Here is a 26,596-nt window from a genome sequence, read left to right on the forward strand (position 1 = left end):
GCTTCACCTCCGCTTTTCCAAGGCCTTGGCAACCTTGACGATATTCAGCTGCACCGGACATTTCTGCAGGCAGCGTCCGCAACCAACGCAAGCATATTCACCTTCATTGTTCTCCGGGAAATATACCAGCTTATGCATATAACGCTGGCGGAAGCGCTCCACCTTCGTCTTACGCGGACTGCCATGCGCCATCAGCGTAAAATCCTTCGCCATGCAGCTGTCCCAGCAGCGATAACGCTGCGTGCGCTCCTCTGTCTCCTGATAATCACGGATATCATAGCAATGACAGGTCGGGCACACATAGGTGCAGGTGCAGCAGGACAGGCAGCCTGCAGCCATCTGCTCCCAAATTTTACTGTGGAAAGCCTTGAGCTCATCCTTCGTCAGCGCATCATTAATCTTGAAATCATGCAAAGGCAGTACGCTCAAAATCTTCTGCGTCTGCTCCTGCTGCTCGCTGACCGCTGCCGCAGCATCCGCAGCTGCCTCCGCCAGTACACCGCCATCGACAAGCTTAGCTGTCAGCTCCTCGCCATTAGCTGTTACAGCCTGCCAGCAAAGCTCCTCGCCTACCAGCCAGGTCTGCACATCCGTCTCCGGAGCGCCTGCGTCAATGCCAAAGGCATGGCAGAAGCAGGTTTCTTCGGGAGCACTGCAGCCTAAGCCGATGAGCACGCATTGCTCGCGTCTTGTCTTATAATATGTATCAACAGGTGCTTTTAAAAACACCTTATCTAAAATCTTAAAGCTGCGCGCATCGCAGGCACGCACGCCCATGACAATCGTCACGCCGGCAGGCGGAACATTTTGCTCCAACGCCAGCTCCTTGCCGCTCGTCTTAAAGGTCAGCAGATTTTCTACCTGCGGGAAGAAAACGTCCTTCGCGCTGCGGTTCGTCAGCAGCGCATCCAATGCAACCTCCGCATCCTCGCGATAGGGAGCAAAGTCCGCATGACCGCTCTTGTTCTTGCAGGGCAGCAGCAACGTACCGATATTTTGCAGGGCGTCATATAACTTTGGCAGCTTATCCTTTGCTATCTTATACATGCTGCTCCCTCCCTTCTACCGCACTGTTGGCCTCGGGATCATTCTGCTTAAAGCTTACCTGCGGTGCAGGTGTTTCGCTGTCCGCTCCAGCCTGATACTGACCGAAGAAGCTGTTGATATCCTTCATAAACTTCATGTTCAGCAGCTCCAGATGAATTCCCTGCGGACAAACACGCGCACATTCGCCACAACCAGTGCAACGACCGGCAACGTGGAAGGCACGGATGATATGATACATCTGCTCTTCAACCTCGTCGGCATACGCCTTGCCTGCTACCGGAGTATCGGGCTTATCAAAAATGCACTGCTCACAACTGCACGCCGGGCAGATATCGCGGCAGGCATTGCAGCGGATGCACTTGGAAAGCTCGCTTTGCCAGAAGGCAAAACGCTCTTCCGCGCTCATCGCTTCAATCTCCTTGACCTTGGCGAATTTATCACCGGTAAACTGCGGTACAGGCAACGGCTCGGCCAGCTCCTCGTCCGCAATTTTATAAGCAGCGCCCTTGCACATCAGGCATTTGTTCAGCAGCACGTCAGCCTTTGCCAGACGCTTTTCACCGTAAGCGGTGTTGACAACAACCTCGTCACCGTCTACGCTCACGCTGATGATACCCTTAGCACCGGCAGCCTTAATCTTTTTGACATCCAGCATACCGCTGCAGGGTGTACCGATGGCGTACACAAGCTCACGCTTAATACGGTTATCCTTCAGCAGCTGGTTCACGCCATATGTATCACAGGGCTTTAAGAAAACTGCCGTTTTCTTGCCTGCATGGCTTGTTTCGATTAAATATTTGCAGAGATTGGCAGGACAGAACTCATTATAGACAAGCTTGTCGCATTCATCCGCACTGCTTACGGCAGCAGGTGCGTTATCGTAAAAGAATTCGCCTGCCTGCCAGGCCAGTACACGCTCTACTGTGCCCTCTGCCAACAGCTCAGCTGCACGCTTCTGCAGCAGCTTTTCTATTTTTTGCATCGCAAATCCCTCAACTTTACATTCTCACCCAATGCCGCAATATGCTCGGCAAAATCGTTCATCACCTGTGCGAAGCGTGCGCCCTCGGCCGCACTAACCCATTCCACACGGAAGCGTTCACCGGCCACGCCCAGATAATCAAGCATACTGAGCAGCAGCGTCATACGACGGCGTGCATAATAGTTGCCTGTCGAATAATGGCAATCACCTGGGTGACAACCGCACATGATGACACCGTCCGCGCCACGCTGAAACGCGCGCAGGATAAAGAGCGGATTCACTCTGCAGGAGCAGGGAACCTTGATGATTTTGATATTAGCAGGATAATGCTTGCGGGCCGTTCCGGCGCCGTCAGCACCGGCATAGCTGCACCAGTTGCAGCAGAAGGCCACGATTTTCGGTTCAAAATTTTTCTTCTCTAGCATAATGCATCCACCTCTGCCAGAATTTGTTGATTAGTAAAGCCCTGCAAATCCATAGCACCGCAGGGGCAGGCTACCGTGCAGGCACCGCAGCCCTGGCACAGCGCATTGTTTACCACAGCAACGGTGCGTGTTTCGCGCACGCCCAGCTTCGTGATAACCTGCTTGCTCTCGCCGGTAATCGCACCATAGGGGCAGACATGCGTGCAAGCCAGACAGCCACTGCAAATGCTCGTATCACACTGCGCAGTGCAAGGGTTCGTCAGCAGCTTATCCTTCGCCAACAGGCCGACCACCTTAACAGCCGCTGCACCGGCCTGTGAAACAGTTTCCGGAATATCCTTCGGTCCCTGGCACATGCCGCTGAGGAAAATACCAGCTGTCGGACTTTCAACAGGACGCAGCTTCGGATGCGCCTCTACGTAAAAGTCATCGTTATCAATGCTGGCAGTCAGCATCGTCGCCAGCTTACGTGCATCAGGCGAAGGCTGCACAGCCGTCGCCAGCACTACTAAATCAGGATTCAGCATCAGCTTGCGGCCGCTGTTCAAATCGCTGGCAAAAACCGTCAGCTTGCCATCGCCGTCAACAACAACCTTGCCTACCTGACCGCGTACATAATGCACGCCGTACTCCTCCACTGCACGGCGCTGGAACTCGTCAAAGCCCTTACCCGGAGTACGCACATCTATATAGAATACAGTTACATCAACATCGGGATATTTTTCACGGATATACATCGCATGCTTGGCATTATACATGCAGCAGATTTTACTGCAGTAGCTCTTGCCGCGACCGCTCACATCACGCGAGCCTACGCAGGAAACGATAATAACCTTCTTCGGCTCCTTACCGGTAGACGGACAAACGAGATGTCCTTCAGTCGGTCCTGCTGCGTTCGTCAGACGCTCCAGCTCCAGCGAGGTGATAACGTCCTTGCTGGCACCGTAGCCATATTCGCCAAACTTATCGAGAGAAATCGTTTTAAAGCCTGTTGCCAATACAATTGCACCGTATTTTTCCGTGATCAGCTCATCGGTCTGCGTATAATCAATTGCTCCTGCCGGACAAACCTTGGAGCAGATACCGCATTTACCTGTCTTGAACTTGATGCAGGCCTCACGGTCGATAACAGGCACCTTAGGAATGGCCTGCGCAAAGGGAATATAGATTGCGCCGCGATTCTTCAGTCCCATATCGAATTCGCTCGGAGTTTTGCGGGACGGACATTTTTCGGTACAGATACCGCAGCCGCTGCACATATCAGACTTCACGCTGCGTGCCTTTTTGCGGATTGTCACATCGAAATTACCCACGAAACCGCTTACGCTTTCTACCTCGCTATAAGTATAAAGCGTAATATTTTCATGGTTTGCTGCATCCACCATCTTCGGTGTCAGGATGCAGGCAGAGCAGTCGAGTGTCGGGAAGGTTTTGTCGATCTGCGCCATACGGCCGCCGATTGTCGGCTCCTTCTCCACAATATCTACCTTGTAGCCTGCTTCCGCAATATCCAGCGCCGTCTGAATACCGGCGATACCGCCGCCGATAACCAGTGCGCGCTTCACTACCTGGCTTTCGCCGGGCTTCAGTGCTCCGTTAAAGCGCACCTTGGCAATTGCTGCCTTAGCTAATTTAATCGCCTTCGCTGTCGCTTCGGCCTTATCCTTCAGCACCCAGGAGCATTGCTCGCGGATATTGGCAATCTCTACCATGTAGGGATTGATGCCAACGCCCTCCGCACATTTGCGGAAGGTTGCCTCATGCATACGCGGCGAGCAGCTGCAGACAACAAGTCTGTCCAGCTTATAATCTGCCACAGCCTTGCGAATCAGCTCCTGGCCCTGCTCGGAGCACATATATTTATAATCGATAGCATAGGCAACGTCAGGAATTTGGCGCACTGCCTCTACCACCTGGGCAACATCTACCGTGCCGGCGATGTTGCTGCCACACCAACAAACAAAAACACCAATCTTTTGCACGTAGCTTCCCCCTATTTATTGTATTTTCTAAAGGCTGCAACCAAAAGCTGCTGCGGCATATCGCTAGGATAATACTCCACGCTTTCGGCAGGCAGTTTATTTTTGCCCTGCTGACGAATCTGCAGCAGGCGCAACGCCTCCATAACGCGCGCCGGACTCACTCCGCGCGGGCAGCGCTCCTCGCACGCCATGCAGGACAGACATTGCCACGGTGCGTCAGCCTCCAACAGCTCGGATGCATAACCGCTGTTTAAGTCCCAAACTACGCGGTGGGGCAGCAAATCCATTTTAGACGCAGCTTCACAGTTCGCACTGCAGCGGCCGCATTGCATACAGCGACGCACGTCGGTAGCAGCAAGGCGCAAAATATCCTCTGTCAATTGCTTTTCATCAACAGCCATTATTCCGCACCTCCTTCACTCTCCGCAACACCAAGCGCTTCAGCAAGAAGCTCCGTAAAGTAGCGCGTCGGTAGGCTGCCTGCGGCACCATTGGCTGTAAGGTTATATGCACACAGCGGGCAGGCCGTAACCAGCTCCTGCGCACCACAGCTTGCAGCATTATTTTTAATTTCGCTGACGAGCTTTTCGCATTGCGCCTTATCCTTCAGTGCCAGATAACCGCCGCAGCATTCGTTGCGCATGCTGTAAATAACAGGCTCTGCACCAAGCGCTTTAATAAAGGCTTCCATAACAGTTGGACTCTCTACGTCATCGAGGGCCAAAACCGCTCCCGGTCTAAGCAGCATACAGCCATAATAAGCGCCAACCCTGCGTTCCTTCAAAGGATGGCTCACAAGCTGCGCCAGCTTTTCCCAACCGATTTCATCACGCAAAACCTCCAGGTAATGCAAAACCCGTGTTTCACCGGCATAAGGCTCCTCCAATTGCAGATAATTATTCACCTTTTGGCGAATCTCCGCATTCGTTGCCATATCGTGGTTCACACGTTTGATGACATGGTAGCACGCACTGCACAGCGTCACCAGAACGCCGCCGTTTTCACGCGCTGCCACAAGCGCACGCACCGCACTCAGACGCTCGGCAATAGCATCAGGTGCCATCGGGTAAACCGCGCCGCAGCACTGCCATTCCGGCAGCTCCACCAGCGGAAAGCCCAACACCTCAGCACAGCGTCGTGCTGCCATATCCAGCTGCTTCGCCTTCGTAGAAAGCGTACAGCCAGGATAATAATTATAAATCATCGTCTTTCCCTCCTTCGCAAAGGACATAAAACAACCTTGACCAAAAAATTGCTTTATTACGTATCTATTCTACATTAATTCTGAAAATACTGCTAGTAGCAAAGAAAAATTTTCTGAAATAATGCCTGCAACATATTGGAGCACTACGCGTGATTGCTATAAGCTTGTAAAAGCGCAAATTATCCACATCAAAAAAGCACCGCCTGCACTGCAAAAACGCAGTACAAACGATGCTTTATTGATAACTTTATTTAGCTTAGCTGTTATACAGCTCAAGCTGCTTTTGCAAATATTCCCTATACGCCGTACGTACACTGTCGGGGCCAGCGATAATTACATCGCCGTCAAAACCTGCCACCCAGCCCAAAAATCCCGCGTCAGACTGCACATCAACGCTCGTAGAAAAATATTCCTTATCACCCGGGCAGTCGTACATGTTAATCCTATTACCAAACCTTGCCAGAATATCAAGGCGGCATTTCTGCCTACAGTGTAGACTAACCAGCTGCGTCGCACCATAACGCATATTAATATGCTCGCGCAGATAATCACGGATATTTTTGCCAGAATCCGTAAGCATTTTGTAATCTGTGCTATCCGTCAGCTTCTTCGCCGCTTTTCCCTGCACCTGCACATTTACCATACGCGACAGGCGGTAATGACTGAAATTTTTGTACTCACCCGTGCAGCCAATGACATAATAATCATCATTCATTGGCACGAAATAATACGGACTCACAAAATATTCCATTCCCTCATGGCTCAAATCCTTCTGCTGGGGATTGGGCACAAACTTATAGTTATATTGGAAGCTAATCTGCTTTTTATCCCTAATCGCCTCCATAATCTTATCAAAGTTATACTTCGTCTTACTTAGAGCCACATTCAGACTTGCATCACAAATAACAGCCTCCTTCAGGAACTTCCTGTCGGAAGGTGTACCCAACTGAAAAATCTTATTCACGAGCTTTTTCGCATCCTCCGCTGTCAAAAAGCGGGCTGAAGCAACTGCGTCTGCCAACATCTTGAGCTGGTCACACCCGAACGGCTTATTCTCATAATTTAGATACTTGCCATCGTTATGGTTTTCACAGGCTTCCAACTTGTAACCACACGCCTCAATAGTCTGCAAATCGCGCATAATCGACTTGCGGTCCGGCTCATGATCGCACACACCGTCCTCCAGCAGCTTCGCAATAATCTGCGTAATGTTCAGCGGATGCTGCTCATCCGTGTTCTGCATATATTCAAACACGCGCAATAAACGGCATTTGTTAAGATATTTTGCGTTCTGCTCTGCCATGCTATCAACCTCACTTCCAGTGAAACGCTCTGCGTAGATAATAACAAACTACTCTGCTTTTTTATAATATACGCAACTGCTAAGAAAATCAATACTGTCTGTACCTGATTTCCGCCTGCTCTGAATGAATTATCGCCACATACTCGCGTGGGTTCACAAACTTGATAATCTCCTCCACTACCTCTTTTGACGCGTGCCCGCTCGTATGCAGCTGCACTGTATTGCAGACAGCACATGCCTCAGCCAGCTCCACATTATAATACTCTGCACCTTTGTCCTTAATATAGCCTGACCATTGGGAATAAATTACCAGCGGCTGCAGGTCGCTATATTGCGTCGCTAGCTTTTGCAGCTTCTCCGCAGCCTGTGTTCCGCTCAGAAAAATCAGCGCGCCACGTTCACGCAGCTTTTTTTCCTGTAACTTGTAGGTCAATTTATCCTGTAACGCATACTTGTCCAGCAGCAGGCTGTACATTCCCGGCAATCTGACCTGCCTGTCCTGTTTGGAATCATTCAGATAGGCATACAAATCCAGCTTATATTGATAATAACTCTGCACCTGCTCCAGCATATATCTGCTTGCCAGCACAATTTTATGCGCACGCCTTGCGGCACGATAAAAATTGCGCAAGCGGATAAAATTCGTCGACGAACAGATGCAAAAGACCAGCTTATGCTGTGACAGCAACGCACACTCCTGCTGAAAAAGCTCACTTTCCGTCAGCATGCCCTGCTCCTCACGCGTCATGTTCGTGCCTTCGGTAATCAGAATATCCACAGGCTTATAATGCAGCTGCAAGCCCAAGACATAATGTAGCAACAGCTTTTTAAGCTTCTCGCCCATAAAGCCATGCGTGCGGAAATCTCCCATATGCAAAATACGCTTATCCGGCGTTTCAATCAGAAACATCATCGCCGCCTCTGCCGAATGGTCGATGGTGTAAGGCGTGACTTTAATATCGCCAACCTGCACAGCCTGCTGAGGCCAGAGCACATGATTAAGCGTTTTGTCTTCCAAAATTTCAATCTGCTTCTTGTACTGCGCATCGTGCTTCGCCAAAGCGTGATAAATATTGAGCAGCGCATAGCGGCACATCTGGCTCATATACAGTGGAATCCCCGGAAGTATTTTATTGAACCGCCCGATGTGGTCGCCATGATAATGCGTGAAGAATACTGCGTCGTATTGCACCTCGCCAGAAGTCAGGCCTTCGACCTCCAGCGCTTCTTTATGCTTGCTGCCCGGCAGATTCTCGCCAAAATCAATGCAAATCTTCGTTGTGTCTGTGCTAATCAAAGTTACGCAGCCGCCAATCTGGTCGGCATGAAGAAATTCTATGTTGGTAGACATCTTATCGCTCCCTATTATTTATCTCAAACTATCATTGTATCTTAGCAGCTAAACCAATAATCTCTCATCTTCTGCAAAAATTCTTCTGTCAATGGATAGCCTGCACTCTCGCCTATAACAGCATCTATGCCACAATATGGACACAGTGCAGTTAAGCCAAAATCAACCCATTCTAACTCTTTAGTGTCAAAAACTTTAAGGCAATGAAAACATCCACATCTTTTATCATGTTCAAGCAATCTTCTGTTAAACATAGAATATTCATGCGCTGTGATATAATCAGGCTCACATTTTTGTTCTGTATTATCATTTTTATGAAAATTTATCTTTTGCATTTTATCTCCATCCTTCCTAACAAAAAACATTTTAGTAGTTATATTTGCTATGCTGTTTTAAAAGAACTTTGTAAGGATAGTATACGATAAGCGGTATGGCAAAAATGGTATAGCTGATGCTTGCTTTTCGGTAAAGAAAAGCTGCGGCACTAAGCCGCAGCGAGTGGATAGTAAATCAACTATTAGATTTTAACGGAAGATTTTTTGAAATCTCTTGTGGCAAGTCAGCATTTTCTAAATAAATGTATCCTAATTCCAACTTATCCTTTCCGTCTAACGATAAGTTTATACCATCATAATCATGATTATATACAAAATTTTTATTAGCATTTTTACTGTTAGGCATAGCAATTATAGCAAATAATTTTAATGACTTTGGTACGTCTCCACCAAATCCAAAAAAACTCCACCATTTTTCGCCACTTTCTTTACTACGTAACAATTCGCGTATAAAAGTAGCATACGCAATTGCTTGACAAATTGCTTTTTCTGGCGGCTCATTTTTCTCATACTTATCTTTTAATTCAATAATCGCTAAATGTGTATTTCTTCCACTCCCTATGCGTGCAAGAATATCAATTCCACCACCTTTTTCAGCAGAATATTCAATAATGCCACTTTTAGCATTACTTGCTTTTAACGGCGTAGGCATTTGAAAAAACAACGATTCTTTCAGCATCGTTACAGGCTTAATATTACATATAATTTTTCCATCAGAGCTTTTTTTACTAAAATTCTTCAGCAACTCACTTTCTAATTCATGCTCTTTATTCTTAGTAAGTTGTGCCTTACTATTTTGAATACTTTCTTCTAGCTTAGCATATATTGTTCTCAATTCACTAGCTTCATTCCAGTTACTCTTTCCCTCTAATTTATCTTCATCGAATATAGCATCTTTATTAATCGCTGAAATGATATCATTATTTTTTACGGCTTCAATTTCAACAGTTTCTTTATTTACATTTACTTTAAGACAAGCAACATTATGCCCATGATATCTCAAATCAAATTTCACGATATTTTTCGTTACGTCAGTAGCTTTAGACACTGACATATGTAAAGTAAACTGCGATGGAACATTAAACTTTTTTCTTGCAATTTTTATTATCTCAGACTTATACGATAAAATAATATCATCTATATATCCAGCATACCGATTCTTCCACTCCTGATTATTTACCAATAATTTCTTTACCTTCTCAATAGTATCTTCATATGTTGCCATCGTCAAAACCTCCTTACGCAACAAACTACTTACATATTCTCTGCCATCAACTGAAACTCCTGCAATCCCTCTCCCCCAAACTGCTCACATCATCTTTATCCTTATAAATCTTATCATTAACCAAAAATCCGCCTTTTGGCAGCATAAACTCCCGCGCCAAAAATTCCACTACCTTTGCAGAATTTAACAACCTCTTAGAACCATAAATCACAACCTTCTTCTGCTGCACTTCATAAAGTATCCTGCCACGCGAAAAATAATCAAACTCACAGCCAACAAACTCCGGATATTTTTTCAATACATCCTCATACCAGATATCCATATGAAAGACATTATAATCTATCTGTAAATCATCTGTATTGCTCTGCTCATCATAATCCTGCCCCATCTCCAACACAGCATACTTTGCATCAAGCAATGGAGCTTTATAAATGATAAACTTACCCTTGCCTACGTGCCAATAAATCCCTATAAACGAATCAAGCAAATCTAGCGGAATAAGTTGCTTCAATGTTACAGGTTGTAAATCTTCTACCGTTCCTTCTACACGTCCTAAACCTTTAATCAGCATTGCGCGACCTCCTTGAGCTATTTTCTGCAATAAATTTTTATAGCTTAATTTTAGCGCAACAGCTGTGGCAAAAATGGCGCGATGTAACGTGTATAATGTTTGCTTATTTTCGGTAAACAAAACGCAATCCGCAAAATAACAAAAGCCAGACGCAGGATGACTTGCCCATCCCACGTCCAGCAGTTATAATAAAGTCCTCTGCAAAACAGCTTCTGTATATCATGTAAACCAAAGATTAGCTATTTACGCTTAACGTAACTACGAATAACGATTATCGTGTTTAGTCGCTTGGTGTTTGGCAGTAGCAGTATAATAATATGCATCTAGCATATTTATTATATCATCAAGCAAGTTGCGATTTTTATCCTAGCTCTCCACTTTTAACGACCAATAATCATAGCATAGGTATCTTAACCTCTCCGCCAAGACAGCTTAATATAGCCAAAATTTCTTTGTTTCCCATAATTTAGGAAGAAATATGGTTGCAATCTATAAATCAAAAGCTGTTTGCAGTTAGCTTTACTATCAATATTTAATTGCTTGCAGACATAAACAAATTACGCCTACGTATAAACAAGTTTATTTATTTTGCAGCTTCTCCAGATGTGTGTAAATATAATCAAGATCAGCAGTAACAGGGAAAGCAGGCACAGCCTTGTTATCTATCCTGCTTGTGAGCGCAGCTGCTTCAATCGCATCACTCAACTCACTCGTCAGCTCTAAAAGACGGTCATATTCAGTTTTAGCAGCCTGTACCGCTTCAAGTATAGGCGTTTTAACATGCGTTACTGTATATTCTGCTATCAGCTTCTCATTATTACGGCTAAAGGCAAGCTTTTGAACCTCGTCCTTTTCCGTTTCGCCCATATTTGCAATACAATCGTATAATGTAAGCGTCTTACGCAAATCATTAGCATAAATAACAGCTGCATCATAACTGTAAGCATTAGCACCAATCTTTAAACTAAGCTTAGTTTCAGCAATCGCTTCCGCCAAAAGTCTGCGGCAATCTGCCAAATAATTATAAACAGCAATCAGTTTTGGCAATGCATAACCTTTGGTATTATATGATTTTAATACCTTTACTTCATCCTTATAGATTTGCTGCTCCGTAGGAAAAAGGTAGTTTAATTCGCTACGTTTATAAACTTCCTTATTCACTAGAAACTTATTGGGATTAGCAGCTGCTGTTGTTTTAGTGTTAACAGGTGTTTTTATAATCTCCAAGTCATCACCAACAATATCAGTCATAAGTTTGCCAATCTGTTTTTGATATTGAAATGCCTTTTTTAAGTTCATGTTTTGCACCCTCTCTTATCTCATACATATAAAACTTCTACCAACAACTCAGTATTTGTCTTACTTCTTGCATTCATTATAACAAGCATGCTAGGGCAAAAATAGTAGTTCACTAAATATGTTTTGTGCTATTTAGTTTTCAAAGAACCTTATGAGCATATTATACGATAACAGGTAGGGCAAAAACACCATAGCACGCAACCACAGCAAAACTTCGGTGAAAACAGCATTGCGATGTTGTTTTCACCGAGGTTTTGTTATATAATGAACTTGCAATAATGAGAAACAGCTATCGTTCTATATATTTCTAAAGGAGGATCTGTCATGTATATCAAACGCTATGTTGAGCAAACCATCCTTGATGCAGCAGCATCGTTCCCTTGCATAGTCATCTATGGACCACGACAAGTCGGCAAATCAACAACAATTAATATGCTATTCGGTGATAAATTTCCTATGGTCACTCTTGATGATGCAGAGGATCGCGCTCTAGCCATTAATAATCCACGCTTGTTTCTTGAACAATACAGCTGGCCCGTAATTATTGATGAAATTCAAAAAGCACCTAATCTGCTGGATGAAATAAAAATAAAAATAGATGAACAGCGTTTGATCTGGTTGCGTAACAACGAAAAAAGACAAATTATGTATATTTTGACCGGTTCTAACCGTTTTGAGCTACAGGAAGGTATCAGCGATTCCCTTGCAGGCAGATGTGGAGTAATCGAAATGCTTTCTCTTTCCCAGGCAGAAAAATATGCTTATCCCAATAACCTGTTTTCTGCTGATATCCAAAAATTAATAGCATTGGAACGCAGCAAAAAAATTTCTTATAGAACCAGGCGAGAAATTTATCAGGATATCTTTAATGGCGGCATGCCAGATATTTTTACCGGCATCTCTAAACGAGATATTTATTTTAAAGCATATGTCGATACATATATTGAAAAAGATGTCCGTAAGCTTATTGCTGCTTCCAGTGAAATGCAGTTCAGAAACTTTATTTCTATTGTTGCTTTAAGAACTGCGCAAGAGCTGCATTATGACGAAATCGCCCGCAATGTCGGCATAGACGTAAGAACATGCAAAAAATGGATTTCGATTTTAGAAACATCCGGTATTATTTACCTGCTGCAACCATATATGGCTAACATTTCTAACCGCATTATTAAAGCACCTAAAATGTATTTTTTAGATACGGGACTCTGCGCTTATCTCTGCAAATGGCCTGATGCGGAAATGTTGGAGAAATGCGCTATGAGCGGCGCTTTTTACGAAACATATATTGTCAGCGAACTCGTCAAAAATTTTTACGCACATGGTAAAACTCCTAAGGATTTCCTGTTCTATTATCGGGATACTGACCAAAAGGAAATTGATCTATTATATGTTGACGGTTCTACCATCTGTCCAATTGAAATAAAGCAAGGTATAGCGCCTAAAAAAGCAACAAAAAACTTTAGCGTTCTTGATAAGTATCATCTTAATATTGCTACCGGTTTAGTTATTGATTCTTGCGATAAGATAAGACCTATCAATGAGCAAACCTACTATATACCTGTATATCTGATTTAACCTTTAACACTTCGGTAAAAATAGCATCGCGATGTTGTTTTCACCGAAGTTTTGTTATATACCGACGTCCACATCTCCCTAAGGAGAAGCTAATCCTATATCCAAATTAACTTTACAATAAAAAAAGAGCTGCTACGAAATCTCGTAACAGCTCAAAGAAACAAATATTAATCCTGCCAGTAATCCAACTTTTGAGTCAGACCGATCTTGCTGGCCTTAAACTCAGGATTCTTACCGGCATTGCGCTGCTCGGTGTAATCATCCAGCGCACGCAGAGCAGGACCGCCCAAAATGCAGATAACCGGCAAGTTGATAATTGCCATGAAGCCCATGGTAACATCTGCCAGATCCCACATAGTACCCATGCTGGAGCCGGCACCGATGAAAATCAGTACGCAAGCCAGAATGCGGTAGCACAGGGTAAAGGTTTTGCCCGGAACATGCTTCAGAACATAAGCGAAAGCATTATCTACATAATACAGATTGCCCAGCAAAGTAGTGAAAGCAAACAGTACCATGGATACAGTGATAAACAGCTTAGCATAATCGCCCATGCTTGCTGCCAAAGCTGCCTGTACATAGGGCGCACCGGCAAGTTCTTTAGTCGGCTCGATGCCGGAGCTCAGGCACATAAAAGCGGTAGCAGTGCAAATCAGCAGAGTATCAATAAATACGGACAGCATCTGTACAAGGCCTTGCTTAACCGGGTGAGAAACGTCAGCAGCAGCAGCAGCGTTCGGAGCAGAACCAACACCTGCTTCGTTGCTGTACAGACCGCGTTTGATACCAAACATCATGCAGCTGCCGGCAAAGCCGCCGAAAATTGCACTGAAATCAAATGCTTCAGCAAAAATTCTTCCTACAACACCGGGAACCAGGTTGATATGCATAATAGTAAGGATAAATGCTACGGAAATGTAGATAACGCCCATCAAAGGAACCAGAGTAGAGGTTGCTTTGATAACGCGCTTGCCGCCGCCCAGCAGGCAATAGCCTACGAGCACAGCCTCTACAGCGCCGATAATCCAGGGAGTTGTATCCGGATTATAGAAGCTGAGAGCAGCAAAGGTAGATTGCAGATTGTAAGAGCACAGCATATTAAAGCCACAGCCATAGGTTACAATCAAAGCCAGAGCAAAGAGCACTGCCAGACCGCGGCTGCCCAAAGCAGCTTCGATGTAATATGCAGGGCCGCCGTAGCTGCCGTGCGGACCACGTTTCTTGTAAATCTGTGCCAGGGTGCTTTCAATAAAAGCAGAAGCGCCGCCGACAACAGCAATAACCCACATCCAGAACACAGCACCATAACCGCCGAGGCAGATAGCTGTGGAAATGCCGATAATATTACCGGTACCTACACGGGACGCAGTAGATACCATCAAAGCCTGGAAGGATGATACCGCACCGGATTCAACAGGCTTCTCCAAAATAACACTAATAGTTTCCTTAAACATGCGTACCTGCACCAGACGAGTACGCAGAGTGTAGTACAGGCCTACACCGATGAGCATGATAATCAGCAAATAACTATACATAAAATTGCTGATTGCTCCAATAATTTCTCCGAACATAAATGTTGCTCCCCCTTTTTTAGTTTGTTTGTTAATTATAACATATTTATTTGCTTTTCCAAAATTCAGAAAGGACGATAGCCTGTAAAGCTAACACTTTAGCACTATATATTAAATCAATTAAGTAATTTTGATAACCTCGCATTCTGCTGTTCTAGTTTAAGCCTTGCAAGCATTCCTTAAGACTGTTATAACAGGGATGCTCGAGATCAAAGGCTCCTGCCAGGGCTGCCTCACCAAGACGCATGCCGACATATCGGTCAGTGCCCGCGAAATATGTATACAATAAATGCCTGCTGTAATTCAGCAATCCGTTCTCACGCCCACGGCAGCAATTTACAGTCTGCAGATATTCCGCACTCACATTATAAAGATTATAGTAATCGCTGCATTCGGAGCTTTCCTGCCGCAGCGATTGCAACAGCATATCCTCCAGATAGCCTTTTTGCCAACGTTTAGTAGCTTTTTTGCCGGGAAAGAAAAAGTGCGTGCAATACTCCACTTCTCTAAAGAAAGTATTGTCACGCACTGCAAAAAATTTCTGCATTCGGCGTTCGCGCTCATCAGCCGCGTCGGCAAAGAATACTGCTTTGCGCACTATTTCTCTGCCTTCCAGCTGTATAAGGCGTTTAGTCAGCAAGTCTAACTTATCGATACTCTGATAATTTATAATCTGCATGTTAGGCAAGCTGATACCCTGCTTAAATAAATGCCGGAGATAGGCATGCATAAACTGCGCCATCTCCAATCTTTCACACAGCAATAAAACCTCACCGGTAATAATGCTTTGCTTACTCAATTTATTTCTCCTTTTGTTCCAACATCTGCTCGGCAGCCTGCACTACCTGCTCCACCGTCAGACGTGTCATACATTGCATATCGTCACACTTATGCTTCATGCCATCCGCACAACCGGGACAAGGCGGCAGCGCCGTCACAATCGTTGCATCCTTGGTATAAGGACCGTACAGCTTCGGACTGGACGGACCATACATTGCCACGATAGGCACCTTTTGACTGATAGCTACGTGCATCGGGCCGCTGTCGTTCGTGATAATCAGGCTGCAACGGCGCATTGCCGCCGCCAGCTCGCCGATACGGAAGCAACCGGTTGCTACAACAGGAGTTGTCTTCATGAAGCTGACTGCCTCCTGCACCATTTCTTCGTCCATCGTACCACCGAAGAATACAGGCTTATAGCCATTTTCCGCAAGAATATCCGCTACCTTGGCAAAGCGCTCCGGCGCCCAGCGCTTGGTAACAACAGCACTGCCGATGTTAAAGCCCACCAGCTTGTCCGAAGCGAACACACCGTGCTCGCGCCAGAAATCTTCTGCATGCTGCTTATATTCCTCGCTCGGGAAAATCTCCAGACCGTTATGCTCCAGCTTCTTGACGCCAAGCTGCGTCAGCACATCAAGATACATATCCGCCGCGTGAATTTTGCGGTTAAGCGGTGTAAACACATCCCAAAGCGGTTTGAACATGGTGTGCGTTGTACCGCACCGCAATTTCACTTTGGTAAAAGCATCAATAAAGCTGCAACGCTCATTCGGATGCAGGTTAATCAGCACATCAAAGTCCATCTTGCTCAGACGGCGGGCACAGGCCATCAGCGCCAGCAGGCTGTTGTCCTTGCCCTTCTTATCAATCGTGATAACCTCATCTAAATAAGGATTGTGTAACACTACATCCTTCAGCTTCTCATCTGCCAGAAATGTAATATGCGCATCCGGTGCCGCCTTACGCAGCGCATGGATAAAAGGCGTGGTCAGCGTCAGGTCTCCCAAATGCATCAAAAATGTTACCAATATTTTTTTGCCATTTAATTCTACAGCTTGTGCCATCAGCCTTCTGCCACCTTTTCCTGATAAATTTTATAAACCATTTCCGGCGTTATATCATGCATACAATGCCAGTTATCACATTTTTTCTTTAAGCAGCCTGCGCATTTTGCCGGTGAAAGCAGTACCGTGGAATTTTTGCTGCCGTATGGTCCGGTGCGGTCAGCCTTCGTAGGTCCGTACATCGCCACGAGCGGCTTTTTCAGTGCCGCCGCAAAATGCAGCGGACCGGTATCCGCACTGATATAGAAGCTGCAGCCCTTTATCAGCGCCGCCAGCTCACGCAGGCTTGTCTGTCCCGTCAAATCGATAACCAGCGAGCTCGCTGTGCCTTCGGCAATCTTCTGCCCCTTGACAGCATCATCAGGTCCGCCTGCTAGCACCACAGCAGTACCGTCAGCCGTCAGCTTTTTCGCCAGCTCAATATAATGCTCGACAGGCCATTCCTTCGTCCACCAGCGTGCTCCGGGAACAATCACAACGTAATCGCCGCCCTGCCAACCTGCCTCCTGCAGCTTATGCTGCACAGAAGCGGTTTCCTTACTCAAATCCGGCATCGGGAATTCCACATCATCCAACGAATCAACCTTAGCACCAAGATAACGAGCTACGTCAAGATAGCGCTCAATAACATGGTCCTTGCTATGACTTCCGCCAATCGCCTTGCTCACAAGGCCGCTGCCCTCGCGCATTTCGCAATAGCCGATGCGATTATCGCAACCGCTGATAGCAGCCAGTACTGCGCTTTTGAAAAGGCCCTGCATATCTATCACCAGGTCAAAATGCTTGCTATGCAGCAAAGAGCGCATTTCGCAAAAATATTTCAGCTTATCACTGAAGCCCAGCTTATTAAATTTTACCTTATCAAAATAAAGCACCTCGTCAATCACCGGCGGATCCGGTACAAATCCGGCAAACTGCGGATGTACCAGCCAGGTGATTTTTGCCTTGGGATAACGCTTGCGCAGCGCTGCCGCAAACGGCAAAGTGTGCAGGATGTCACCCAAGGAACTCATTTTGATTAACAGGATATTCCGATACTCCATTATCATCTCTCGCTTACAATATTTTTTACGAAATCCAGCAGATTGCCGCCCGTGTAAAGATAACCTTCTACACCGGCAGCCTCCGCTGCTTCCACATCGCGCTTACTGTCACCGACTAAGAAGCTCTGCTCCTTGTCGATATCATATTCTGCCAGCGCCTGCAGCAGCATTCCCGGTTTGGGTTTGCGACAATCGCACACACCGGTATATTCCGGCACGCTGCCCTCGGGATGATGCGGGCAGTAATAGATTTTTTCTATTTTACCGCCTGCCGCAGTAATTTCACGCTGCATATAAGCATGCAGCTCATTCATCTGCTCTACTGTATAATAACCACGCGCAATACCGCTTTGGTTCGTTACAATAAAAATTTTATAGCCAAGCTGCGACAGATACGCCACAGCCTCGCGTGCACCGTCAATCCAGCGCAGGTCCTCAATTTTGTAGAGATAGGCTACATCAACATTGAGTACGCCGTCCCTATCGAAAAATACCGCCTTAGCCTTCATAAACGTAGTAACCGCCGGTCTTGTCGAGAAGCTGGCAATATTCCTCGGCAGCTTCTTCAATCGGAGTAAAGCCTCCGTCATAGCCTGCTGCCAAAAGGTTGGTGTCATCTGCTTCAGTAAAGCTCTGGTATTTACCCTTCAGTACTTCAGGGAACGGTACATATTCCAGCTCGCCGCTGCCAAAGTGATTCAGCACAGCCTTCGCCAGAGTATTGAACTGATGCGCATGGCCGGTACCGCAGTTGAAAATACCGCTGATTTCCGGATGATCCCAGAAGTAGAAGTTTACCTTAACAACGTCTTTTACATACACAAAGTCGCGGGTATGCTCTCCCGGGCCATAACCGGCGTACTCGCCAAACAGGCGTACCTTATGTTCTGCTTTCCATTGGTTATACATTTGGTAAATCATGGAAGCCATTTTGCCCTTATGATTCTCCTGGGGGCCATATACGTTGAAATAACGCAGACCTACTACCTGGCTTTGTGCCTGAGGCAGCAGACGGCGCAGATAGTTGTCGAAGAACAGCTTGGAGAAAGCATAAACATTCAGTGCTTCCTCGCAGGCAGGCTCTTCACGGAAGCCATGAGCACCGCTACCATAGGTAGAAGCAGAAGAAGCATACATCATCTGAATCTTTCTGTCGAGGCAGAAATGCAGCACATTTTTAGTATACTCAAAGTTGTTTTCCATCATGTATTTGCCATTATATTCCATTGTATCGGAGCAAGCGCCCTCATGGAAAATAACGTCGATTTTTTCATGATTGAATTTGCCTGCCTTCAGTGCATCCATGAAAGCATACTTATCCATATAATCCTTAACCTTCAGGCCTTGGATATTTTTGAATTTAACCATGTTGGTCAGGTTATCGACAACAAGAATGTCATCAATACCACGGTCATTTAAGCCTTTAACAATATTACTGCCGATAAAACCGGCACCACCAGTTACGATAATCATAATTTGCCCTCCTTAACCATTTTGGCAATCTTTTCCACCACACCGGTTGTGGAATAACCGTCTTCAAATTCTATAATGCGCACTTCACCGGCATATTCACGGCCGGCAACCTCCTCAGGCTTGTAATCACCGCCCTTGACGAGAATATCGGGACGAATTTTCTCAATCAGCTCAGTCGGAGTATCCTGATCAAACAGCACTACCGCATCTACGCAGGCCAGCGCTGCAAGTACACGCGCACGGTCCAGTTCATGCACCAAAGGTCTTGTTTCGCCCTTCAGACGGCGTACGGAGGCGTCCGTATTCAGGCCGACAATCAGGTGCTTGCCAAGGTTGCGCGCCTTCTCCAGATATGTTACATGGCCTACATGCAGAATATCGAAACAGCCGTTGGTGAACACAATCTTTTCGCCGCATGCTCTCCAGGTTGCTGCCAGAGAAGCAATCTCCTGCCAGCTCAGCGTGCGATAGCCACGGCCCTGCTTGCGTTCCTCCGTCAGCAAATCTTTCAGCAGCTCGTCACGGTGCACCGGATAAGTGCCAACCTTGGCCACAACAATTCCTGCAGCACGGTTTGCCATATAAACAGCATCAGCCAACGCCAGCTTGCCTGCAACACCTGCCAGAAGCGTAGCCGCCACCGTATCACCAGCACCGGAAACATCAAACACCTCAATGGCGGTAGCAGGGCTGTGCAGCACCTGCTCAGCGTTAACCAGGCTCATGCCGCGCTCACTGCGGGTAACAACAACATTTTTGATATGGAATTTTTCGCGTGCAGCCTGCGCCATGCTGACAACGGCTTCATCAGAGTTTTCACGCTGACAGCCGGCAGCCTCACACATTTCCTTTAAATTAGGCGTAATAAAATCACAGCCGTCATACTTAGACCAGTCTGCTCCCTTAGGATCAATCAACACCAGTATATCATAGGCCTTGCCTTGAGCAATCACCCATTGGCAAAAATCATCCGAGCAGACACCCTTGGCATAATCGGAAACAATAATTCCATCCAAGCCTTCATCAAGCAAACCTGCCAACCAATGACGCAACTCTATGATTTCTTCGGGGAACAAATCGCCGGTTTCTTCAAAATCAAGTCGCAGCATTTGCTGATTGCCGCCCAAAACACGCAGCTTGGTAATAGTCTTGCGGCGTTTGCTTTTCACCAGTCCCTGATGATTGATGCCTGCATCATCCATCAGCTTTTCCAGCAGCAGACGGTTTTCATCATCACCTGTCACACCGCCCATAAAAACCTGACATTCCAGATGCGCCAGATTGGCAGCAACGTTGGCCGCACCGCCCAGCACAGAATTTATCTTTGTAATACGTGTTACCGGTACAGGTGCTTCCGGAGAAATGCGTTTAACCTCCCCCTGGAAATATCTGTCCAGCATCACATCGCCGATAACAGCAATGCGTACATTTTTAATCTGTTCCGCTAAAAAAGTTGTTACAGCTAAATCAGCCAAATTATTCACCATCCACCAGCTCACATAAAATGTGGCCTATCAAAATATGCATTTCCTGCGCACGGGCAGTAACCTTCGCCGGCACAGCGATGCATTCGTCGCACAGCAGCTTCATTTTGCCGCCGCCCTCAGCCGTCATGCCTACGCAGAAAACACCCATGCTCTTGGCCAGCTCAACAGCTTCCACAACATTAGCGCTGTTGCCGCTAGTAGAAATGCCTACCAGCACATCTCCCGGACGTGCGAGTGCCTGCACCTGACGTACGAAAACCTTATCATAGCCGTAATCGTTGCCGACAGCAGTCAGAATGGAGGTATCTACCGTCAGTGCGATAGCAGGCAGACCGGCGCGTTCCTTTTGAAAGCGGCCTACAAATTCAGCAGCCAGATGCTGGCTGTCAGCGGCACTGCCGCCGTTGCCGCAGAACAAAACCTTGTTGCCATTGGCCAGCGCCTTTTTTACTTCTGCAGCAATACGCTCAATCTGTGCCAGGATATCGCTGTTCATCACAGCATTTGCCACCTGCAGATGGTCCAGAAAGCGTTGCTTAATAATCTCTTTCATTTTCTACCTCATTACCAGTTTACAAAATCAAATTTAGCTTCAAAAGCACTGTCCTTATTATCAGTATCTTTATGCTTGTAAATCAAGGAAAGCTGCCAGCAGCAGAACTTATGCGTCCAGCTGTATCTTGTTTCATAATTTTTCTTTTGGTCTAAATCGTAACGGTTGACAATGGTAAAGCTGTTTTTGTCATCCATAATATATTGCAGGCCATTGCGAAGCTCTTTTGCCATATCAGGCTGATCGTAGGTAAATACATCTGTCGTAAAATCTTCACGATAATAGCCAACCCAGGTATTCCAATGCGGACTGATTTTCTGGGCTAAGGTTGCATAATAAACATTAGTGGATTCTACAGAATCATCTGCGCTCTCGCGTGTCCACTTCTTACCGATTGTCAAATCTAAAGAGGTTTTTTTACTGTTGAACAGATAAATGCGGTCATGGTTAAGGAAGGCACCATATTCTGTATGCCAGCTCTTACGTCCGGTATCATCATTTTTCCACAGACCACGTTCAAAGTAAGCACTGTAGGATAAGGGCAAACCTGGTGCAATATGATGATTTTTATAGTCAAAGCGGATATTGTTCTGCTTCTCTACCCATTCATCATCGTCCTCATACCAGCCGTTTTCATAGGTAACCTTAAAGTTGCGCTCGTTATGCTCCAGGCCGTAAACAGGCTTATAGCCGGCCTTGCTGTAATAATTCAAATCAGCGTAAATTATGTCTTTATCTCCTAAAGGACGCTCGTAGGAAAGATTTACATAGGTACCCTTGTCGCTGTCCTTAAAGCCGATATGCGGCAGAATACGTTCCTTGGATTTTTCCGTCAGGCTATTTTCCCAATAATCACGGGAATAGATATGCTTGCCGCGTACATAAACCTTGACATCGCGGGCTACCATTTTATCATGAGGATAAATTTCAAAGGTCTTTGCCTTGATTTCAAGACATTTAGGATGCTTTACTGCCGGACAACGGCTCGTAGAACCTCCCTCATCAAGAACCATCTTATCAGGATAAATTTCGGCATGAGGCGCAGCAAAGAAATCTTTGCCGTTCTTACCGGTCAATTTTTTCATTTCACCGGTTTTATTGTTAAAGTTATAATGGCCCCAGGCAGCCTGTGTTTCGCTGGCACCCTCTACCAGCTTGCCACCCTCCAGCAGCCAGATATCGCCGGTTTTCATATTACCTTTGACCTGCGTTGTATAAATATCCTGACCGTTCTGCGATACCTTGATATTGCCCTCGGCATGAAAATCACCGCTGACAGTATCATATTCGGCATGTTCACCGGTCAGACGAATCGGCAGCCCCTGCTGCTTTTCTGCATCCAGCTTCTCGCGATGAGGCAATGCAGCATTCGGCTCACTGACAGAAACCGGGCTCAGCATACTATCGCTGTTGCTGTTGCTAAACTGTTCTGCATAAACAGGCATACACATGCCCAAAGCTAATGTGGCAGCTATAAAAGTCTTATTCATACGAAAAAACTCCTTCTCTATAATTGCAAATGAAAAATTTCATAATAATCCACTTAACATTATACCATAAAAAAAGCAAAAGCTCACTCGAAAGAGTGAGCTTTTCACGTATAATTTTCGATTTTATTCCTGATATACTGCTCCCTGCAGGGTAGTATCTGCAGCAGTTTGCACATAGGTTTCACAGCCAACCGGGATAGTCACACTGTTTCCCTTAACAAAGGCACCGCCAACCAGGCCTACAGGACCAAGAATAATCATACCGCCGATAGCAGCTCCGGCTGCACCGGCAATGCTTTCAGCCTTTTGTTTAGCAAGCTCGCCTACAGTAACGGGAATCTTGGTTCCGTCCACACCATAGATGCAGGTAAAGTCAATATCGATGCGGCCATCCTTACCGAAAATACCGGGCTGAACAACCTTCTTAACTTCACCGATACCGGTTGCCCCCTTCGGCAGCACCAGTACGTCGTTTACATACAGGTTATCCGCTGCCTTAAAATGAACTACATCACCCTTACGGCTCATTTTAGTGCTCAGCTCAGAGGTAAAAGCAATTTTAAAAACAGAATCCTTCGGAAGCACTACCTGCTGTACAGGCACATTGCCATCAATATAAGAAGCGAGCTTCAGCAGACTTTCCAGACGACCGCTCAAAGAACCTGTCTGGTTCTGACCATAAAGCAGCTTTTCCGTAGCTTCAATACGGTTTTTGGCTGCGCCACCGGACATGCTTTCGTTCATCTTCCATTCTACTACATTAAGCTTAGTAGCAAAGGAAGCCTCTCCGTTATCAGGAGTACCTTCAAGGTAATCGTACATATTATCAACGCGGTTTATAATAGCATCGCTGGTAATAGTTCCGTAAACGTCATCCTCAAGACTGTCCATACGCTGCAGCAGGGAACCGCTTTGCTCCGTACCATAAAGCATTTTTTCCATGGCACCAATTTTTTCAGCCATGGGAACAGCAGCATCAGCTGCAAAGCCCGGGATTACCGTTGTAAAGCAAAAGATAAAGGTCAACAATAAAGTTGCAAGCTGTTTTTTCAATTTTCTTACCTCCAATCAGAGCTATATATTTTTATTATAGCATGTTTTGTCTAAAAAAAACAGAGGTTCTCTTCTGAACCTCTGCTTTATCCAATGTAAAATTTGCATCATTTGTTACTATAAATAATATTGCAGACAGCTTTTGTGCCTATATTACAAACCAAACAAGTAATATTTTATTTTTTATAGCTGTCAACAGCAGCCTTAACAGCAGCCTTCATTTCATCCATTTTAGCAAAGCGACGACGGTGCTGTGCTCTTTTTGACGGCTTCAGCTCTTCCATAGATTTGCGGTGTTCCGCAGTCGGCATAATGTAGAAGCGGCGATCTGAGCAGATAACACCCTCGCACTCCTGCCAGAAGGCACCGAAATCAGTCTTCAGCTTACGGTCTACACGTACATGGTTCATAGCGTAATAGCCGTCATTAGTAACAGCGAAAATATTTTCAACGCCTATAGCCTTAGCAAAGCAGCGTAAGCCATAAAACATCAGGTTTTTGGTACGATAGCCAAAGAAAGCCTTTGTCATACCCTTAATCAGCTCATTACCGTTCTGCGGTCCCTGCAGGGCACCAATATAAATAACATTCTTGCCGTCTGTTTTATTTTTTGCCAGCCAGAACATGATCTGGTATAAAGGCTCACCTTCATAGAATAAAGCCAAAGACATGCAGCCTTCCTTGCGTTGGCCGGCATGAAACCACAGCTGCAGCGTCAGAGGTCTGTCATCGTAGGAATCCTCCCACAGCTGCACCATTTCACCCTTGCTATACAATTTATCCATCAGCTCCGGCTTGAACAGCTCTTCCATAATCAGCAGATGATTTTGCACCAGTTCTACACGTTCGTCCCAAGTTGAGCCTTTGTAAAAAAATGCTCTGGTGGTCTGTTCCAAAAGCGCAGGTGCTCCCTGCAGCCAAGCCTGACGATTACTGTTAGCATCAAAAAAATTCAGTAAGCTATCAACCGAGCTGCTATGCATAGCACAACGCGCACGGAAAACAACATAACGCTTCATTTCCTTCAAAATATGTATCTTATATAATCTTTTACCGACATATTCTAAAATATTCTTGTCCATCAGTTACCTCTAGAAATATTATAATTATCTATATTATAGCATAGTTCAGAATGATAAGCATCAAGCATTCTTGCTAAAATATGTTTATGTGTTAAAATCTTTATGACAACCGTTTTACAGGGTGGTATTGCCTTCATTCACTTAAGAATGGAGGTGATGTCTATGGTATATTTTACATTCCAGGATCTTATGATTTTCGGTATGTTTATACTGGCATTGCTGACGTTCATTTTTCAGAACCGAAAGTAAATCGCACATAGAAAAACCGCCTCTGTAATTTACCAGATTCCGAGGCGGCTTTTCAAGTCAATTCAACTGGCAACCCACCTTTGCGGGCGGTTGTCTTTTTCTATATTTAATATATCACATTCATACTATTTTTTCAAGTAATGACTCAGTGCTTTCTCATATGCTCTTCGAGATACTGACCGACAATTTTAACTGCACAGTAATCACCGCACATGGAGCAAGCCTCATCATCGGATTTGTTCTTGCGGCAGCGATATTCCTTAGCCTTTACCGGGTCGATAGCCAGATCAAGCTGAGCCGGCCAATCAAGAACCTTACGTGCTCTTGCCATCTTCAGGTCCCACTCCCATGCCTGCTTGTTGCCGTTAGCCAAATCAGCGGCATGAGCAGCGATACGGGTAGCGATTACACCCTCGCGCACGTCATTTAAGTCAGGCAGGCCCAAATGCTCTGCCGGAGTTACGTAGCACAGGAAGTTAGCACCGCTGACAGCAGCAAGAGTGCCGCCGATAGCACTGGTAATATGATCATAGCCGGGAGCAACGTCAGTTACGAGAGGTCCGAGCACATAGAACGGTGCGCCGTGGCACAGGCGTTTTTGCAGCTGCATGTTCGCAGCAATCTGGTTGTAGGGCACGTGGCCGGGGCCTTCTACCATAACCTGTACGCCCTTATCCCAAGCGCGTTGTGTCAATTCGCCCAGATTGAGCAGCTCCTGAATCTGCGCTCTGTCGGTAGCATCAGCAATACAGCCGGGACGCAGACCATCGCCAAGGCTGATGGTTACATCATATTCGGCACAGATATCAAGAATTTCATCATAGTATTCATACAACGGGTTTTCTGCTTCATTGTGCAGCATCCAGCCGGTGATAAAGCTGCCGCCGCGGCTGACAACGTCCATAACGCGTCCTTCGTCGATGAGTGCCTTCAGCACATTTTTGTTAATACCGCAATGAATGGTCATGAAGTCAGCACCATCTGCAGCCTGTTGGCGAATAACATCGAAAATATCTTCCTTAGTCATCTCAACCACTGCGCCACGCTTCTTAATGGTTTCTACAGTTACCTGATACATCGGTACAGTGCCAACCATTACGGTAGATGCCGCAATAATTGCCTGACGAGATGCACTGATATTGTTGCCGGTAGAAAGGTCCATAACAGAATCCGCACCTGCGTCAATAGCAGCCTGCAGTTTTGCCAGCTCCGGTTCCGGATCAGGATAGCTGCTGGAAGTACCGATGTTAGCGTTAACCTTTACGGTAAGGCCGGTACCAACACCGCGCGGAATAATATTTTTATGATTGATGTTACAGGGAATAGCAATAGTACCGTTTGCTACGCCTTCGCGAATAAACTCCGCAGTTACATGCTCCTGTTCTGCTACAATTTTCATTGCTTCGGTAATCACACCTTGGCGTGCTAATTGCATTTGTGTTGCCATAT

26 protein-coding genes are annotated in these 26,596 nt (G+C 45.9%); 2 read left to right on the forward strand and 24 right to left on the reverse strand.

What is annotated here, in order from left to right; all coding sequences use genetic code 11:
- Positions 1 to 3 precede the first annotated feature (3 nt).
- From KAH19_RS02295 to KAH19_RS02350, 12 genes are all read right to left on the reverse strand, one after another.
- Entirely contained in the window at positions 4 to 1,047 is a 1,044-nt protein-coding gene (locus tag KAH19_RS02295; protein ID WP_210684927.1) for a 4Fe-4S dicluster domain-containing protein, read from the reverse strand.
- Entirely contained in the window at positions 1,040 to 2,029 is a 990-nt protein-coding gene (locus KAH19_RS02300; RefSeq protein ID WP_210684928.1) for a 4Fe-4S dicluster domain-containing protein, read from the reverse strand. Before KAH19_RS02300 ends, KAH19_RS02295 begins: the two co-directional genes overlap by 8 nt.
- Positions 2,017 to 2,454: a hydrogenase iron-sulfur subunit gene (locus KAH19_RS02305; protein ID WP_021719456.1), complete on the reverse strand. Its 438-nt coding sequence runs from the start codon at positions 2,452 to 2,454 to the stop codon at positions 2,017 to 2,019. The genes KAH19_RS02300 and KAH19_RS02305 overlap by 13 nt, the downstream gene beginning before the upstream one ends.
- Complete coding sequence (locus KAH19_RS02310) at positions 2,448 to 4,436, reverse strand: CoB--CoM heterodisulfide reductase iron-sulfur subunit A family protein (protein ID WP_210684929.1); 1,989 nt, start codon at positions 4,434 to 4,436, stop codon at positions 2,448 to 2,450. Before KAH19_RS02310 ends, KAH19_RS02305 begins: the two co-directional genes overlap by 7 nt.
- A gap of 11 nt (positions 4,437 to 4,447) precedes the next feature.
- Entirely contained in the window at positions 4,448 to 4,837 is a 390-nt protein-coding gene (locus tag KAH19_RS02315) for a 4Fe-4S dicluster domain-containing protein (RefSeq protein WP_210684930.1), read from the reverse strand.
- Entirely contained in the window at positions 4,837 to 5,640 is an 804-nt protein-coding gene (locus KAH19_RS02320; protein ID WP_246869402.1) for a CoB--CoM heterodisulfide reductase iron-sulfur subunit B family protein, read from the reverse strand. Before KAH19_RS02320 ends, KAH19_RS02315 begins: the two co-directional genes overlap by 1 nt.
- A 256-nt stretch (positions 5,641 to 5,896) precedes the next feature.
- Positions 5,897 to 6,943, reverse strand: a complete 1,047-nt coding sequence (locus tag KAH19_RS02325) for a YafY family protein (RefSeq protein ID WP_210684932.1) — start codon at positions 6,941 to 6,943, stop codon at positions 5,897 to 5,899.
- A gap of 88 nt (positions 6,944 to 7,031) precedes the next feature.
- Entirely contained in the window at positions 7,032 to 8,294 is a 1,263-nt protein-coding gene (locus KAH19_RS02330; RefSeq protein WP_210684933.1) for an MBL fold metallo-hydrolase, read from the reverse strand.
- Between the two features lie 41 nt (positions 8,295 to 8,335).
- On the reverse strand, positions 8,336 to 8,629 hold the full coding sequence (locus tag KAH19_RS02335) for a cytoplasmic protein (protein ID WP_210684934.1): 294 nt from the start codon (positions 8,627 to 8,629) through the stop codon (positions 8,336 to 8,338).
- Positions 8,630 to 8,804: 175 nt separating this feature from the next.
- Positions 8,805 to 9,854 carry a hypothetical protein gene (locus KAH19_RS02340; RefSeq protein ID WP_210684935.1) on the reverse strand — a complete coding sequence of 350 codons (1,050 nt, stop codon included), beginning with the start codon at positions 9,852 to 9,854 and terminating at the stop codon, positions 8,805 to 8,807.
- A gap of 46 nt (positions 9,855 to 9,900) precedes the next feature.
- Positions 9,901 to 10,425, reverse strand: coding sequence for a hypothetical protein (locus KAH19_RS02345; RefSeq protein WP_210684936.1), 525 nt, complete (start codon positions 10,423 to 10,425; stop codon positions 9,901 to 9,903).
- A 579-nt stretch (positions 10,426 to 11,004) separates the two neighbouring features.
- On the reverse strand, positions 11,005 to 11,724 hold the full coding sequence (locus KAH19_RS02350) for a hypothetical protein (RefSeq protein ID WP_210684937.1): 720 nt from the start codon (positions 11,722 to 11,724) through the stop codon (positions 11,005 to 11,007).
- 324 nt (positions 11,725 to 12,048) lie between these two features.
- Here KAH19_RS02350 and KAH19_RS02355 point away from each other — a divergent pair, with 324 nt between their 5' ends.
- Entirely contained in the window at positions 12,049 to 13,299 is a 1,251-nt protein-coding gene (locus KAH19_RS02355) for an ATP-binding protein (protein WP_210684938.1), read from the forward strand.
- 167 nt (positions 13,300 to 13,466) lie between these two features.
- Here KAH19_RS02355 and KAH19_RS02360 read toward each other — a convergent pair whose 3' ends face one another.
- The 11 genes from KAH19_RS02360 to KAH19_RS02410 all read right to left on the reverse strand — a co-directional run bounded on the left by KAH19_RS02360 (position 13,467) and on the right by KAH19_RS02410 (position 24,898).
- A complete protein-coding gene (locus KAH19_RS02360; protein WP_210684939.1) occupies positions 13,467 to 14,870 on the reverse strand; it encodes a sodium:alanine symporter family protein in 1,404 nt (467 codons plus the stop codon).
- Between the two features lie 154 nt (positions 14,871 to 15,024).
- On the reverse strand, positions 15,025 to 15,669 hold the full coding sequence (locus tag KAH19_RS02365; RefSeq protein WP_210684940.1) for a hypothetical protein: 645 nt from the start codon (positions 15,667 to 15,669) through the stop codon (positions 15,025 to 15,027).
- Position 15,670: 1 nt separating this feature from the next.
- Positions 15,671 to 16,717, reverse strand: a complete 1,047-nt coding sequence (locus KAH19_RS02370; RefSeq protein ID WP_210684941.1) for a glycosyltransferase family 9 protein — start codon at positions 16,715 to 16,717, stop codon at positions 15,671 to 15,673.
- Positions 16,717 to 17,760, reverse strand: coding sequence for a lipopolysaccharide heptosyltransferase I (gene waaC / locus KAH19_RS02375; RefSeq protein WP_246869403.1), 1,044 nt, complete (start codon positions 17,758 to 17,760; stop codon positions 16,717 to 16,719). The genes KAH19_RS02370 and waaC overlap by 1 nt, the downstream gene beginning before the upstream one ends.
- Positions 17,761 to 17,762: 2 nt before the next feature.
- The gene (gene gmhB, locus KAH19_RS02380) at positions 17,763 to 18,269 is read right to left on the reverse strand and encodes a D-glycero-beta-D-manno-heptose 1,7-bisphosphate 7-phosphatase (RefSeq protein ID WP_210684943.1); all 507 of its coding nucleotides are present in this window, start codon (positions 18,267 to 18,269) and stop codon (positions 17,763 to 17,765) included.
- Positions 18,259 to 19,233 carry an ADP-glyceromanno-heptose 6-epimerase gene (gene rfaD, locus KAH19_RS02385; RefSeq protein WP_009145598.1) on the reverse strand — a complete coding sequence of 325 codons (975 nt, stop codon included), beginning with the start codon at positions 19,231 to 19,233 and terminating at the stop codon, positions 18,259 to 18,261. Before rfaD ends, gmhB begins: the two co-directional genes overlap by 11 nt.
- Positions 19,230 to 20,720: a D-glycero-beta-D-manno-heptose-7-phosphate kinase gene (rfaE1, locus tag KAH19_RS02390; RefSeq protein ID WP_210684944.1), complete on the reverse strand. Its 1,491-nt coding sequence runs from the start codon at positions 20,718 to 20,720 to the stop codon at positions 19,230 to 19,232. Before rfaE1 ends, rfaD begins: the two co-directional genes overlap by 4 nt.
- Positions 20,710 to 21,273: an SIS domain-containing protein gene (locus KAH19_RS02395; protein ID WP_210684945.1), complete on the reverse strand. Its 564-nt coding sequence runs from the start codon at positions 21,271 to 21,273 to the stop codon at positions 20,710 to 20,712. The genes rfaE1 and KAH19_RS02395 overlap by 11 nt, the downstream gene beginning before the upstream one ends.
- An 11-nt stretch (positions 21,274 to 21,284) precedes the next feature.
- Positions 21,285 to 22,763 (reverse strand): organic solvent tolerance protein OstA, encoded by a 1,479-nt coding sequence (locus KAH19_RS02400; protein ID WP_210684946.1) that lies wholly within the window; start codon positions 22,761 to 22,763, stop codon positions 21,285 to 21,287.
- Between the two features lie 123 nt (positions 22,764 to 22,886).
- Complete coding sequence (locus KAH19_RS02405) at positions 22,887 to 23,816, reverse strand: hypothetical protein (protein ID WP_210684947.1); 930 nt, start codon at positions 23,814 to 23,816, stop codon at positions 22,887 to 22,889.
- Between the two features lie 176 nt (positions 23,817 to 23,992).
- Positions 23,993 to 24,898 carry a VirK/YbjX family protein gene (locus tag KAH19_RS02410; protein WP_210684948.1) on the reverse strand — a complete coding sequence of 302 codons (906 nt, stop codon included), beginning with the start codon at positions 24,896 to 24,898 and terminating at the stop codon, positions 23,993 to 23,995.
- 162 nt (positions 24,899 to 25,060) lie between these two features.
- Between KAH19_RS02410 and KAH19_RS11025 the strand changes: the two genes are divergently transcribed.
- The gene (locus KAH19_RS11025; RefSeq protein WP_368495543.1) at positions 25,061 to 25,147 is read left to right on the forward strand and encodes a putative holin-like toxin; all 87 of its coding nucleotides are present in this window, start codon (positions 25,061 to 25,063) and stop codon (positions 25,145 to 25,147) included.
- A gap of 145 nt (positions 25,148 to 25,292) precedes the next feature.
- Here KAH19_RS11025 and thiC read toward each other — a convergent pair whose 3' ends face one another.
- Positions 25,293 to 26,594, reverse strand: coding sequence for a phosphomethylpyrimidine synthase ThiC (gene thiC, locus KAH19_RS02415; RefSeq protein ID WP_210684949.1), 1,302 nt, complete (start codon positions 26,592 to 26,594; stop codon positions 25,293 to 25,295).
- Positions 26,595 to 26,596 lie beyond the last annotated feature (2 nt).

Source organism: Phascolarctobacterium sp. Marseille-Q4147, assembly GCF_017968825.1.
GTDB lineage: Bacteria > Bacillota > Negativicutes > Acidaminococcales > Acidaminococcaceae > Phascolarctobacterium_A.